This window comes from Acinetobacter sp. BHS4 (assembly GCF_018454425.1).
GTDB lineage: Bacteria > Pseudomonadota > Gammaproteobacteria > Pseudomonadales > Moraxellaceae > Acinetobacter > Acinetobacter pittii.
Genome location: NZ_CP075323.1, coordinates 885,619 through 899,534, shown reverse-complemented (window position 1 = coordinate 899,534; position 13,916 = coordinate 885,619). Strand labels below are relative to the sequence as shown.

11 protein-coding genes and 1 tRNA gene are annotated in these 13,916 nt (G+C 37.5%); 4 read left to right on the top strand and 8 right to left on the bottom strand.

The genetic code is table 11. The annotated features are described in order from the left end of the window. Positions 1–18: 18 nt before the first annotated feature. The 4 genes from KIP84_RS04340 to greB all read right to left on the bottom strand — a co-directional run bounded on the left by KIP84_RS04340 (position 19) and on the right by greB (position 3,120). Positions 19–438, bottom strand: a complete 420-nt coding sequence (locus tag KIP84_RS04340) for a hypothetical protein (RefSeq protein WP_060464889.1) — start codon at positions 436–438, stop codon at positions 19–21. Positions 439–1,126: 688 nt separating this feature from the next. Continuing rightward, positions 1,127–1,999 (bottom strand): MetQ/NlpA family ABC transporter substrate-binding protein, encoded by an 873-nt coding sequence (locus KIP84_RS04335; RefSeq protein ID WP_060464890.1) that lies wholly within the window; start codon positions 1,997–1,999, stop codon positions 1,127–1,129. 447 nt (positions 2,000–2,446) lie between these two features. Further along, a tRNA-Ser gene (locus KIP84_RS04330) sits at positions 2,447–2,536 on the bottom strand. 89 nt (positions 2,537–2,625) lie between these two features. Beyond that, complete coding sequence (greB, locus tag KIP84_RS04325; protein ID WP_002118865.1) at positions 2,626–3,120, bottom strand: transcription elongation factor GreB; 495 nt, start codon at positions 3,118–3,120, stop codon at positions 2,626–2,628. A gap of 371 nt (positions 3,121–3,491) precedes the next feature. Here greB and KIP84_RS04320 point away from each other — a divergent pair, with 371 nt between their 5' ends. After that, positions 3,492–4,604 carry a transglycosylase SLT domain-containing protein gene (locus KIP84_RS04320; protein WP_014207441.1) on the top strand — a complete coding sequence of 371 codons (1,113 nt, stop codon included), beginning with the start codon at positions 3,492–3,494 and terminating at the stop codon, positions 4,602–4,604. Between the two features lie 90 nt (positions 4,605–4,694). On the opposite strand, the gene KIP84_RS04315 is transcribed toward KIP84_RS04320, so the two are convergent. Then, positions 4,695–5,078, bottom strand: a complete 384-nt coding sequence (locus KIP84_RS04315; RefSeq protein WP_002118641.1) for an SCP2 sterol-binding domain-containing protein — start codon at positions 5,076–5,078, stop codon at positions 4,695–4,697. A 204-nt stretch (positions 5,079–5,282) separates the two neighbouring features. Continuing rightward, positions 5,283–6,188: a tRNA 2-thiocytidine(32) synthetase TtcA gene (gene ttcA / locus KIP84_RS04310; protein ID WP_002118895.1), complete on the bottom strand. Its 906-nt coding sequence runs from the start codon at positions 6,186–6,188 to the stop codon at positions 5,283–5,285. 504 nt (positions 6,189–6,692) lie between these two features. Here ttcA and KIP84_RS04305 point away from each other — a divergent pair. Further along, positions 6,693–7,553: a lytic transglycosylase domain-containing protein gene (locus tag KIP84_RS04305; RefSeq protein ID WP_213689386.1), complete on the top strand. Its 861-nt coding sequence runs from the start codon at positions 6,693–6,695 to the stop codon at positions 7,551–7,553. A 258-nt stretch (positions 7,554–7,811) separates the two neighbouring features. Further along, entirely contained in the window at positions 7,812–8,717 is a 906-nt protein-coding gene (htpX, locus tag KIP84_RS04300) for a protease HtpX (protein ID WP_002118851.1), read from the top strand. A 48-nt stretch (positions 8,718–8,765) separates the two neighbouring features. Here the strand turns inward: htpX and KIP84_RS04295 are convergent, their stop codons facing one another. Together KIP84_RS04295 and KIP84_RS04290 are read right to left on the bottom strand one after the other, a co-directional pair. Then, on the bottom strand, positions 8,766–9,341 hold the full coding sequence (locus KIP84_RS04295; RefSeq protein WP_213689385.1) for a DUF4112 domain-containing protein: 576 nt from the start codon (positions 9,339–9,341) through the stop codon (positions 8,766–8,768). 73 nt (positions 9,342–9,414) lie between these two features. Beyond that, positions 9,415–12,510: a multidrug efflux RND transporter permease subunit gene (locus KIP84_RS04290; protein WP_213689384.1), complete on the bottom strand. Its 3,096-nt coding sequence runs from the start codon at positions 12,508–12,510 to the stop codon at positions 9,415–9,417. A 263-nt stretch (positions 12,511–12,773) separates the two neighbouring features. Here KIP84_RS04290 and KIP84_RS04285 point away from each other — a divergent pair, with 263 nt between their 5' ends. Next, a complete protein-coding gene (locus KIP84_RS04285) occupies positions 12,774–13,916 on the top strand; it encodes a glycerophosphodiester phosphodiesterase (RefSeq protein ID WP_213689383.1) in 1,143 nt (380 codons plus the stop codon).

The window sequence follows — 13,916 nt, the reverse complement described above, 5'->3', positions numbered from 1 at the left end:
CCTTATAATTCACAGACACTATTTTATAGCCTTAGCATTTTCACACACTAAATTAAGCATAGCTAAATCATTATCACCCGTGGCTTTCATTACTTCACTCTTTTTATCGCTCTTATACTTAAGTTCACCATTATTTTTATCACCAATCATAAAGTCTAAAATCTGTATCGTCTTATGTGAACAGTCAAAAGCCATGTGGTATTGTGCAATATTATCTTTATCAAAATCACCTGTATAAAACTTTGTTTCGGGTACGCCAACTAGTTTTCTGGTAGCAGTAATTTTAAATTTACTTTTACTTGGTAAATAAAATTCGATTGAATCTAGTTCAAAAGCATAAGCGATATCTTCTTGTTGATAATAAACTTCTTCTGCTTGAATACTATTTGAAAAAGCTGCACAGGTAGCAAAAATTAAGCTAAAAATTGTTTTATTCATTTACTAAAACTCATACATAATTTTTTGTTGCCTGATTTTATATAATTATATTATTTGTTCATACCTGAATTAAAAAAATTTCTTTAAAATAAAAATACTTATTGAAAATTTACTATGTATATCTCAAAAAAGGTTATATAGAGATTTCCTATAGAAAAATATACTCCTATTTCTATGCCTTAGATTTTTTATCCAGCTATCAGTTATATATTCCACTACTGATACAAGATAAAATATACCGATATCTAGGAGAGTGTTTTCGCCTACACACTATAAACAATAAAATTTAATGAGAAGTTATGGATAATTTGAAGCATATAATTATCGCCTTTGTTGTGACTATTATTACGACAATATTAATCCCCTTTATTTTCAAGGTTTAACCCTCTAAAACTTACTTTAGCTTGTTTCTTGTCTTCCACTTTAGGTTTTGGATTAGCAGCTACCTATGACCTAAATCTAATAATCGAGGAATAGATGGTGATTGGGGAGCACATGGCTTATGGAAAGAGATATTTAATTTAGAACTAGTAACTATCAGCGTAGGTATGGAAGTTTTAATTACTCTTATACTTATGTTAGCAATTTATTTTTCTAGTGAATAATATTCTTAAACTAATAAATAAAAAAGCCAAGCCCCATCACTGTGGCTTAGCTTTTAAACATAATTTTAAATTAAAAAAATTACTTATTTGACATCTTCAAATTCAGAAACAGGTTTGTTCACTTCAACTTTTGTTCCACCGAATTTTTCGCTTACAAACTTTTGAACTTTAGGTAAGTGGTAAAGTTCACCAAGTTTGGTATAGATCGGATCATTCTTCTTCGCTTCAGCCACACCTAACAAATTCACATAAAGCTTTGTAGACTGGTCAATAGGTTCACGGAAGATAGAATCTTTCATTACATTTAAGCCACCCTCAAGTGCCAATGTATTACCCAATACAATTGCATCTACATCGTCTTTAACACGGACTGCTGTAGTCATTTGAATTGGTTTTAATTGCAAATTTTTAGGGTTCTCAGCAATATCATTAGTCGTCCCTTTTACAGGATCAAAGTTCGGCTTAAGTTTAATCAGATTTGCAGATTGCAATAAAGTTAATGCACGTGCTTCATTAGCAGTATCGTTTGGAATCGCGATGGTCGCACCTTGTGGGAACTCTTCAACAGATTTAACTTTATTTGCATAAATACCCATTGGCTCTAGATAGGTTGTCGCAACAGCAGCAACTTTGGCCTTATTTGAAGCATTATAAGCTGCCAAATAGTTAAAGGACTGGAACGCATTTACATCTTGTTCACCATTTGCGACTGATGTATTAAGCACAACATAGTCAGTCAGATTGGTCACTTCGAGTTTAATACCAGCTTCTTTAGTTTCAGGAAGCGTCGCAACATATTTCCACACGTCAGTATCCGAACCTGTTGAAACCAGTTTAATTGTTCGAACTGACTCAGTTTTGTTCTCAGCTGTATTTTCAGTTTGCGCAGGTTGTTTACTACATGCAGACAGTGTGAGAACAGATGCGCCGAACAGGACACTAAATAATTTTTTCATAAATACATCCTAAAATAGGAAATGCTTACTCTACAAAAGAAAGACATTCCCAACCATTGGGTCAAAATGCAATATTTGGCTGGAAATAATTTCCAGATATATAAGGGTTTAGAAACCTGAATTCAGCCTTATTTCTTCCTTGATCTTGCTCGCTGAACAATAGAATCACGTTTTGAATCAGTCTCTAAATATTGGATCATCATATATCAATAAGTGATTATTCTACAAATAACTTGTTCGATTCTGATATATAGGGGATTAATTGATAAGATATTGAAAATAAAAAACATATTATATAAATATATTAATTTCAATTAAAATATATAGTTATTTGATTCATATGAAATTTTCAGGATTTATTAGCAGTATTTAAGCTAAATCTTACTGTAATGTAGACACTAGATATAAAAAAAAGCCCTTGTCATTAACAAGGGCTTTTTAAGAATCTGGCGGAAGCGGTGAGATTCGAACTCACGGAGGACTCACACCCTCGTCGGTTTTCAAGACCGGTGCATTAAACCGCTCTGCCACGCTTCCAACGAGCGCTATAATATAAATAAAAATTGAAGTTGGCAAATCTTTTATTTAATTTTTAATTCAACCGCTCAAAATAAACACAAATCTATTTAGATTTCTGAGTTTTCCGTCTTTTCATAGCGAATTGTATTGATATACCACAGCTTTTTTCCAGATGGCGTGTGTACTTCAATCTCATCATCAACTTCTTTGCCGAGCAATGCGCGAGCCATAGGTGACTCAATCGAGATGTGTTGAGGGTGATGATCATAAATTTCATCGATTCCAACAATACGTAAAGTTTTTTGCTCACCTTCTTCGTTTTCAATCTCGACCCAAGCGCCAAAATAAACTTTGCCGTCTTGCTCAGGAGAGTAATCAACGATTTTTAATTCTTCTAAGCGTTTTCCTAAATAACGTACACGTCGATCAATTTTTCGAAGGAGCTGCTTGTTATATTGATAATCCGCATTTTCACTGCGGTCACCTAAGCTTGCAGCCCAGTTTACTTTTTTGGTAATTTCCGGTCGTTCTTCATGCCAAAGTTGTTTTAATTCAGCAACTAATTTGTCATGCCCTGACCGAGTGATTAAGTTAGATTTCATGATAAAAAACCACTGTTCAACAACATATCGCTTACAAGATGTAGCATTTTATACCCTATTTTCTCACATCAGAAGTGTATAAATTTTCTTCCTTAAGAAATTCATGTGTTTATGATGATATATCGAAGTTTTAATTGTACAAAATTTGACATTACTTTTTTTCAATATTATGATGCGCGCAGTTTAAATGTTGAGCATTTTTTAACCCACTCGAAAACTATGTAGATTTTCTACACAGTTTGTTTTTTCATTTCATGTCATTTTGAATGACGTCATGACTGCCCACCCCTTATTGAATTTATCAACTTTTAGAAGTTATGGCAGCTTTTTGTCTGACTTTTAGGGCATAAATTATCTGTAGCGGAGACAACATGCACAGTAATTCAAGTTCTGGGTCGAGGCTTTGCCTTAACTCTTTATTTTCTTCTCTCCCGTTAAAAGCTCTTGCACTCAGTACTATACTTCTCCCATTTCATAGTCTTAATGCAGGAAAAACCCTACAGTACAATACTGTAGTTAACACAAACACTTTAACTGTTGTTGCGGTAGAAAGCCCGACAACCGTTTTCAAAGAAGATCAGTTTTTACACGGTTTTGGTTACGACTTAGCACGTAATTATGCACAAAACCTAAATGTAAAGCTGGACTTTAAAATCGTGGCAGACAATGCCACTGCACTTAGATGGGTTCAGCAAGGTAAAGCAAACTTTGCGATGACTACAGCAGGTTTAAGCACAATCGAAAACAAAGGTTTGATGTCTTTTTCTGCAACTTGTGGTGACACAGCAAATTTGCAAAAAAATGGCTTAAATCCTGAGTTGAGTTGGGTCTTTAAACAGGCTGATGACCCACTCACACAGACCGCCAGCGGTTTTGTATGCCAAAGTAAGCAAAATGGTGTGACCCAACAACTTGCCTCTTTTTATAACCGCAATGTGGTGAAACCAGAAGCATGGTCAACCATTCAACGTGACTTAAGCACACGTTTACCGATTTACAAAGCGAGCTTTAAGCAAAGCGCAGCGAAGTATGATCTAGATTGGCATTTACTTGCCGCAATTGGTTATCAAGAATCATATTTAAAGCCAGAATCTGTTTCTCCTACAGGTGTCCGCGGCTTAATGATGTTAACTAATAGCACTGCTCGAGCAATGGGTGTAAGTAATCGTAGCGATCCTGCTCAGAGTATTCAGGGCGGCGCGAAGTATTACGATCTGATGCTAACCGAATTTGATAATATTCCGTTCCCTGATCGGAACTGGTATGCGCTTGTGGCCTATAACATGGGGCCAGGTGCGGTAAGTCAGATTCAGAAGCGCTTGCAATCTCAAGGGAAAGATCCGAACAAGTGGGTCAATCTCTATGACTATTTGCAAAGCAATAAAACGCGAAATGGTCGATATAAGCAAGCAGTTCAATATGTCACTCGTATCCGTGCTTATCTTGAACATATCAAAACGGCGCAAACACGAATCAATATCTAATTTTTATTTTTAAAAGTTGATAAATTCATTGTTTGTACAAATAAAAAGCTTACCTCTTTGGGTAAGCTTTTTATATGAATTCTTTTTAGTTTAAGCAGTATGCTCTAATACTTTCTTAAACAAATCTTTTTGTTCTTGGCTTGGCTTAGCTGTTTGTAAAGCCATTAATTGAGACATGTCGCCTTGAACTTTAATTTTACCAGTCATGAATGCCTGCATAGCAGCAGCCATATCAAACTCTAAGAATACTTTACGTAAAGTTTCAGCATCCATATTTAAAGTTGTTTTGGCATTTGAAGACAAACCTTTTTGGATTTTACCCCCATCTAAAGCTAATTCGGTATTTCCAGAAGCATCTGTAACTACTAAATTAATTGCCAAGTTCGCAAGAGCGGGCGGCAAATTAAGATCACCTGCTTCAGCAGTTAATTTTTCGACAGTCGCAAACCAATCTTCAGTTAAAAATGCAGGCATGATTCTTCCTCAAATTTATTTGTTCAATTTCTCTGGTTGTCTATCCAGACAACATCATGTGAAGCAATTCTGCTTGTGGCTTGTTATAGCATGTAATTTAAATTTTGGGCTATGACTTTTTGTACGGAACATTCATTTTTTAGTATTTTGATACATTAAAGGCACTTGTTTATAAAGTGCCTTTAACATTCTTTATGCTAGCGTTTATTCAGCAGCGAAGCTTAAGTTCACGACATCTAAACGGTTCTTAAGCTCTTCCGGATCTTTAATATCCAACTCGCGCTGAGAATCTAGAGCTTCGAAATCAAACAATTCGCGGTCTGCTAACTGAGACGGAGATACGTTTTGTAATGCCCCGAAAATGCTGTGTAAGCGCTTCGGATATTGTTTATCCCATTCACGTAGCATTTCATTAAGCATGGCACGCTGTAGGTTTTCCTGCGAACCACAAAGGTTACATGGAATGATTGGGAACTGACGAATCTCGGCATATTTAATAATGTCTTTTTCTTCAACATATGCCAAAGGACGAATCAAAATGTTCTTTTTATCTGACGATAAAAGCTTTGGAGGCATCGCCTTTAAGCTACCGCCATGGAACAAATTCAAGAAGAATGTTGCAATGATGTCATCGCGGTGATGACCTAAAGCAACTTTAGTCGCACCAATCTCTTGTGCAAAGCCATATAAAGAACCACGGCGTAAACGTGAACACACTGCACAGTAGGTTTTACCTTCCGGCGTTAAGCGTTTAGTAATGGTATAGGTATCTTTTTCTAAAATGTAATATGGAATGTTGTTCTCTTCCATATAACGAGGCAAAACATCTTCAGGAAAGCCTGGTTGTTTTTGGTCAAGGTTAACCGCAACCACCTCAAAATTGATTGGTGCAATACGCTTAAACTGCAACAAAATATCGAGCAAGGTATAACTGTCTTTACCACCAGACACACACACCATGACCTTATCGCCATCTTCAATCATATTGAAGTCACGAATAGCATGCCCAACTTGACGGCGAAGCTTCTTGAGCAAACGGTAATAGGCCGAGCTTGTTGGAAGTTCAGGCTTAAAATTAAATCCCTGATTGGACTCAACTGGCGCGTACATAGACGAGATATACCCATAAATAAAAATACCGCGCAATTTTATATGATTCAGAAGAGAATCGCATCAAAAGAATAGTTTCAATTCTTGAAGTCGTCACATTGCTCGTGCATGATGCAAAACACATGCTCTATTTTGACTGAAGCGTTCAAAATTTGTGCAAAATGCTTACTTTTTGGACTTTTCCACAGTTTTCCACAAAACCTGTGGATAAAATTGTGGATTTCTTCGTACTTGACAAACTGTTTTGGCCTTCTGTTAAGGGTTTTCTTTAAATTGATCATTTTTTAACCAATGTTTTTTATTTTTAATAATCAACAAGTTAACCATGTCAATAGAATCATTTTAAAAAAATTTTTTAATTTTTTTTGATGAGCATTCAAACAAATCAGCTTGATTTTTTGAAAGAGTCGAAATAAAAAAAATTACACAAATCTTCTTTAAGTAATATTTTTTGATAAACTCTTTTGCAAGTTTTGAGTACCTAAAAATTGTGAATAACATAAAATGAAAAATTCGGTTCAATTTCTTATTTCTTGTTTGCTGGGGATGACCACTTTTACGGTCGGCATAACTTCGAGTTCAGCAGGTCAAATGTATATTTACCAAGATAAAAACGGTAGTACATTACTCACCAACCGAAAAAGCTATGACCACTCTCTTAAAAAAGTAAAAGTGACCTATTACCCTGATAGTAATATTCATAGTTATACAAACTGGGGAGCATCCGAAGCTTCTGTTTTGCCAAGCTACAATAAGAATAAAAATGCTTTCGACCACATTATTAGACAAGCTGCACAACAACATGGTGTTTCAGAAGGTCTAATTAAAGCCGTTATGCATACCGAGTCAGGATTTAACGTAAGAGCTCGTTCGCCAGTAGGTGCTCAAGGCTTAATGCAGCTCATGCCTGCGACTGCGCGTCGTTTTAATGTCTCTAACGCCTATGACCCGCAACAAAATATTTTTGCAGGCGCTAAATATTTAAGTTGGTTGCTCAAGCGTTTTAATGGAAACACACAAATGGCGCTTGCGGCTTACAATGCCGGTGAAGGTAATGTCGACAAATATGGCGGTATCCCCCCTTTCCGTGAAACACAAGATTATGTGCGCCGTGTAACAAGTCGATACCAAAACCTATATGCATCGGGTTCAGGTTTCTCATCTTTTACTAATGCTTCAGTACAAACCGTTTCACATCCTTCTAATTTGGCAGAAAACACAACAGCTCAAATTACGACTCAATCACCTAAATATTCATCTTCTCGTCAAATCGTGACTTTATCTGACGGTACCTATACCGATGCACCAACAGGCACTTATGTCACCAATAATGCCACCGCAATTGCCCATATAAGAATTGAATAAACAGTAAAGAAGAACGGCAGTTCGCAGTTCTTCTTAGGTAAGTTCAGATGTTTTAAATTGTAATGATCTATTACCTGATCTTTACCATTTTGACGAATTTAGCCAATTATTCTTTAAATTTAGGTACATTCTGCTACGTGAAAGAATGTATCAATTCCTTATTTTTTTCTTGAATTTTTCCCCCAAGCCCCGCATATTAGCTTCATGATTTCGAATTTGTAAATCAGATAACATTTTATTTATAAGAGGATTTTCTCAATGATGCGGATTGGTTTGTTTTTGCTTACCAACCTCGCGGTACTGGTTGTAGCTGGCATTATTTTGTCACTCTTCGGTGTCGGTAGTTACCATGGCGCGGGTGGCTTGAATCTAGGCAACCTTTTAGTGATCTGTTTTGTGTTTGGTATGGTGGGATCTTTAATCTCGTTATTCATGTCAAAATGGATGGCTAAGAAAACGACCGGTACAGAACTGATCGACCCGAATGCTCCTCGTAACCAAGCTGAGAGCTGGTTATTGCAAACAGTCGCTGAACTTTCTCAACGTGCTGGTATCAACATGCCAGAGGTTGGTATTTTTCCATCATATCAATCCAATGCCTTTGCAACAGGCTGGAACAAAAATGATGCCTTAGTTGCCGTTTCATCTGGTCTACTTGAACGTATGAACAAAGATGAGCTACGTGCAGTGCTTGCGCACGAGATTGGTCACGTTGCGAATGGTGACATGGTTACCCTAGCGCTCATCCAAGGTGTTGTGAACGCCTTTGTTATGTTCTTTGCTCGTGTAGTTGGTGACTTTATCGACCGTAATGTCTTTGGTCGTCAAGACGATGAAGCCCCTGGTATGGGTTACTTCATTATTACCATGGTATTGGATATCGTCTTTGGTATTCTCGCTTCTGCCATTGTGATGTGGTTCTCTCGTTATCGTGAATACCGTGCTGATGAAGCAGGTGCACGTTTAGCAGGTAAACAAGCAATGATTTCTGCATTATTACGTCTCCAAGCTGAGACAGAAATGCCAGATCAAATGCCAAAAGAAATGAAAGCCTTCGCAATTGCGGAAGGTAAAGAACAAGGTTTCAGCTTAGCTGCTTTGTTCCAAACCCACCCAACAATTGAACAGCGTGTGGCAGCTTTACATCAATTAGATTGCCCATAAAACGTTTAATGTAAAAATAAAGCCTCCAAATGGAGGCTTTATTTTTTATTACATGGTTTGATAGAAACTCCAAAGATAGCTTGCGCCCCACCAAACAGCTAATCCAATTAAAAGCAGTACAAGCGCACCTACTAAATCGGGAATATGCAACCATAACCAACTGACAATAGGATTTCGCCAGAAAGCTGAGTTCTGCTGCTTCTTTTCAAGCTTTTCATGTAAATATGGATGAACGACATGAATATCACTTTGGATCTTATATTCTTCGCGTATATGCGTGTGTACTATATCTAGTGCTTTTCGACTTGGCCGTATAAAAATATCGAAAATAGTCCCTGCAACTGGAACAAAGCCTACTACAGCATCTACAACAGCGAGTTTGATGACTGGCGTTAGCTTATGTTGAGGTACACCAATTTGTTTGGCTTTATAAATCGCATAACAGGTCAATGCGAAACCAGCGACATCACCTGCAATTGGAATCGTACTCAGCGCAGCATCGGCACCAATACCTTGCTTTGTAAAAGGAATGCGAACTGCACTGTCCATCATGGTTGCAAACTTGGCCAGATCTCGTTCTAGTGCGATGACCTGTTGCTCTGTTAATTTTTTTTCTTGAGGCATTTAAATCAAATATATAAAGAGAAAGTTAATCTTAATATACTTGATTTGATGCCTTTTTTTAAATTGTTTACTTTTAACTAGTAGCTTTCGATCTAAACAATGAACGCAATAACACGTACATGACTGGAATAAAGAACAGAACCAGTACTGTACCGAACATTACGCCACCTAAAATACTAATACCGATTTCTTGACGGCTTACAGCCCCTGCCCCTTGCGCAAAAACAAGAGGAATCACACCTGCACCAAAAGCCAAAGAAGTCATTAAAATCGGTCTTAAACGTAAGCTCGCGCCTTCTAAAGCTGCTTCAATTGCACTCTTCCCTTTTTCTTGAGCCAAGGCGGCGAACTCAACAATTAAAATCGCATTTTTACAAGACAATCCAATTGTGGTTAATAGCGCAATTTGGAAATACACATCATTGGGTAGTCCGAAAATATAAGAGAATATGACACTTCCTCCGACACCTAGCGGAATAGAGGTCATCACAGCGGCTGGAATGCTCAAGCTTTCATATAGAGCAGCTAAACATAAGAAAATAAAGCCTGCCGAGATTAAATATAACCAGACGGCCTGATTTGTCGACTTCTGCTCTTCAAAAGATAAACCTGTCCACGCCAAGCCAACATTCTTTTGCTGATTTACGAGTTGTTCAACATCTTTCATTGCCTGACCTGAACTACTACCACTTGCAACATCAGCTTGTAACTGTAAGGCGCTATAGCCCATGTAGCGTTTTACAATTTCAGGAGCACCGCCCCAACTAAAGTTAGCAAATGAACTAAAAGGTACCATTTCATTTTGGTTATTACGTACAGACCAATTATATAAATCTTCCGGTTTTGATCTGAACTGGGCATCACCTTGAATCATAACGCGCTTGATACGACCACGGTCAATAAAGTCATTCACATAGGTTCCACCCCACGCACTCGACAAAGTGTTGTTAATCGCAGGAAGCTCTAATCCATTTGCTAGTGCTTGCTTCTGATCAATTTTGATATTGAGGTTTGCTTTACTGTTAGTAGATTGCTTATCAAAGTTTTCAAAACTTGAATAGTTTTTGCTCTGTGTTTGCAACTGGCGAAAGGTGTTATCTAGAAAATCTTGCCCTTGCCCATTCAAATCTTGAATCCATAAATCCAGACCATCGGTTTGTCCTAAACCATTGACTGAAGCAGGTAATGTCACATTAATTTGTGCATTATTGAACTGACTAAAATATTTCATCGCACGCTTTTGTATAGCGTCAGCTGAATTTTCTTTTCCTGTACGTACATCCCAAGGTTTTAAGGCAATAAATCCTTGAGCCAAGTTCTGGCCTGTACCAGAATAATTTCGGCCATAGCGAATCAAAACCAGATCCACATTCTTATCTTCTTGAGTTAAGAAATATTGACGGACTTGTTCTCCAATTTTTTGACTTTGTGAGATCGGGGCACTATCAACAAGTTTAATTTGAACACTTAAAATGCCTTGGTCTTCTTTAGGAATAAATCCACTTTTTAAACCACTATAGAACAGTGCAAAAACAGCAATCAAAGCCACAAAAATTACGATAACCGATTTACTGTACCGAATGCTTGTTTGGACGATTTTTATATATTGATTTTTAAGTTGATCAATTTTTCTGTTAAACAAAACTGCCCAGCGCATAGGCTCTGGATTGGGTTTTAAAATTAAGGCACATAAAGCCGGTGTTAAGACTAATGCCACGACGAGTGATAACGCCATAGCGGCAACCAAAGTAATGGAAAACTGACGGTAAATCACGCCAATTGAACCACCTAAAAACGACATTGGAATAAAAACAGCAGTTAAAACCAATGTAATTCCGACTAAGGCACCACTAATTTCTCCCATCGACTCAATGGCTGCTTCTTTCGGCGTTAAATGCTGTTCATGCATGAGCCGTTCAACATTCTCAACCACCACAATCGCATCATCTACTAGCAAACCAATCGCGAGCACCAACGCAAAAAGCGTTAAGGTGTTAATACTAAAACCGAGCACATATAAAACAGCAAAAGTTCCTAAAATAACAACAGGAACGGTAATACTCGGAATGAGTGTAGCGCGCCAGCTTTGCAAGAACAGGAACATCACCAAAATAACTAAAATAATGGCTTCAATAAGGGTTTTTACAACTTCTTTAATAGACTCTTGGACAAACGGCGTATTATCTCGTGGATAAACAATTTTATAGCCAGCAGGTAGCTTAGTCGTAAGCTGATCTAGAGTTTGATGGATGAGTTTAGAGGTCTGAATCGCGTTTGCACCAGAAGATAGTGAAATGCCTAAACCAGCAGCCGGATAACCATTAATGGTGTTAAAAGACTGATAATTTTCTGCACCCAACTCCACTCTAGCAATATCTTTTAAGTAGACATAGCTCGCTGTTTGATTTGCTTTCACTACAATATTTTTAAAATCTTCGACTGTTTTTAGTCGAGATCCTGCGGTGACTTTCGTATTTAAATATTGTCCATCAATGACGGGTAAATCACCGATTGCACCTGCGGCAACTTGGGTATTTTGAGCAGTGATTGCATTCGCTACATCACTTGGCATTAAATTATATTGTTTTAATTTCTCTGGATTTAGCCAAATTCGCATCGCATATTGCGAACCGAAAACATCAGACTCACCCACCCCTTCAATACGGTTCAGGTCATCTACCACATGCGTAGTTAAATAGTCCGATAGCTCAATATTGCCCGATTTACCAGTTGAGTCATATAAGCCTACCACCATAAAAGTATCGCCGAGTGACTTACTCACGGTCACCCCTTGGCGTTGTACTTCATCGGGTAAACGTCTTATGACACCACTAATACTATTTTGTACTTGGACCTGTGCTGTATCTGGATTTGTTCCATTATCAAAACTAATGGTAATTCGGCTACGTCCTGATGAATCACTGGTAGAGCTGAAATAAAGTAAATTATCAATACCTTGTATTTGTTGTTCTAAAATCTGAGTAACACTTTGCTCAACCGTTTGTGCATCCGCACCGCTATAACTTGCCGAGACTGTAATTTTAGGAGGGGCAATATCAGGATAGCGCTCTACGGGTAAATTCAGCACCGAGAAAATACCAAATGCCATAACAATAATTGCGAGTACACTGGCAAAAATGGGACGCTGAATAAAAAATTTAGATAGCATGGCTGCTCAGAATTAGGTCGTCAATTAACAGATGGCAATACCAAATTTGCCCTCTTGATCATCAACGAGCGATATAAAAAAGACAAGTAGAATTAACACAATAAATGCAATTAGAACAAAAACAAAGCAAGAACTGGCATTTCCTACAAACCCATAAACAAGGTTTTAACAAGTGTCACTGAAAATTCATGAATTCTTCATGATCACGTCAAGTTCAATCATCAGACTAAATACGTTTCGACTAAAACAATATGAGTAGAATTATGTTTAAAAGAGCACTTTTATGCTTAAGTTTAATTAGCTTGGTTGGTTGTAATGATCACGATAAAACTGAAAACTCACCAACCACACCAGAATATCAATTTCCTAAAATTTTAGTGGTAGGACACCGCGGCGCGAGCGCTTTACGTCCTGAACATACATTAGCTTCATATCAAAAAGCGATTGATGATGGCGCAGATTTCATTGAACCTGATCTAGTCTCTACAAAAGATGGCGTATTGGTTACTCGCCATGAAAATGAGATTGGCGGAACAACCAATGTAAGCACTTTAAGTCAGTTTGCAGATCGTAAAACAACAAAAAATATTGATGGTAAAGACTTAACAGGCTGGTTTACAGAAGACTTCACTTTAAGTGAATTACAGCAGCTTAAAGCGCGTGAACGCATTCCAGAGTTCCGACCAGCAAACACAGCCTATAACGACCTTTACCCTGTCCCGACTCTAGAGCAAGTGATTGAACTGGCTGAAGCAAATTATAAGAAAACGGGAAAAATTATTGGTTTATATATTGAAACCAAACATCCGACTTACTTTAAAAACCAGAAACTGGCAATGGAAGATACTCTTCTTAAAACCTTAGCTAAATACGAATATACACGTGATATTGCACCTGTCTATTTACAGTCTTTTGAAGTGAGTAATCTAAAATATTTAAAAGATCAGCTCGACCTTCATAAAACGATTAAACATGCACAAATCATTCAATTATATGATGCTAAAACCTCTCAACCAGCCGACTTCGTTGAATCTAGCGAAACTAAAACTTATGCCGATTTAGCCACAGCACAAGGCTTAAAAGACGTGGCTAAATATGCAAACGGTGTAGGACCAAGCAAAGGCTATATTCTTAACTTTAATGACAATGGCTCGGTTCAAACGACTTCGTTTATTACTGATGCACATACAGCTGGCTTAAAAGTACATCCTTATACTTTCCGCCCAGAAAATTATTATTTACCAACGCATTTAAAGTGCAGTCAAGATAAACCAGCGGAGCGCTGTCCATCTGGTGCTTTAAAAGAGTTTGAAGCCTATTTTAAAGCTGGTGTTGATGGTGTCTTTACAGATGACCCGGCACTTGGCCGTGAAGCCGTTATTAATTTTGAAAAAGCTGCAAAATAA

Bases quoted from the DNA above. Each gene is read 5' to 3' on its own strand.
- KIP84_RS04320 (WP_014207441.1), top strand. From the start codon at position 3,492: ATGCACAGTAATTCAAGTTCTGGGTCGAGGCTTTGCCTTAACTCTTTA.
- KIP84_RS04295 (WP_213689385.1), bottom strand. From the start codon at position 9,341: ATGCCTCAAGAAAAAAAATTAACAGAGCAACAGGTCATCGCACTAGAA.
- htpX (WP_002118851.1), top strand. From the start codon at position 7,812: ATGATGCGGATTGGTTTGTTTTTGCTTACCAACCTCGCGGTACTGGTT.
- KIP84_RS04285 (WP_213689383.1), top strand. From the start codon at position 12,774: ATGTTTAAAAGAGCACTTTTATGCTTAAGTTTAATTAGCTTGGTTGGT.
- ttcA (WP_002118895.1), bottom strand. From the start codon at position 6,188: ATGTACGCGCCAGTTGAGTCCAATCAGGGATTTAATTTTAAGCCTGAA.
- KIP84_RS04335 (WP_060464890.1), bottom strand. From the start codon at position 1,999: ATGAAAAAATTATTTAGTGTCCTGTTCGGCGCATCTGTTCTCACACTG.
- greB (WP_002118865.1), bottom strand. From the start codon at position 3,120: ATGAAATCTAACTTAATCACTCGGTCAGGGCATGACAAATTAGTTGCT.
- KIP84_RS04315 (WP_002118641.1), bottom strand. From the start codon at position 5,078: ATGCCTGCATTTTTAACTGAAGATTGGTTTGCGACTGTCGAAAAATTA.
- KIP84_RS04290 (WP_213689384.1), bottom strand. From the start codon at position 12,510: ATGCTATCTAAATTTTTTATTCAGCGTCCCATTTTTGCCAGTGTACTC.
- KIP84_RS04305 (WP_213689386.1), top strand. From the start codon at position 6,693: ATGAAAAATTCGGTTCAATTTCTTATTTCTTGTTTGCTGGGGATGACC.
- KIP84_RS04340 (WP_060464889.1), bottom strand. From the start codon at position 438: ATGAATAAAACAATTTTTAGCTTAATTTTTGCTACCTGTGCAGCTTTT.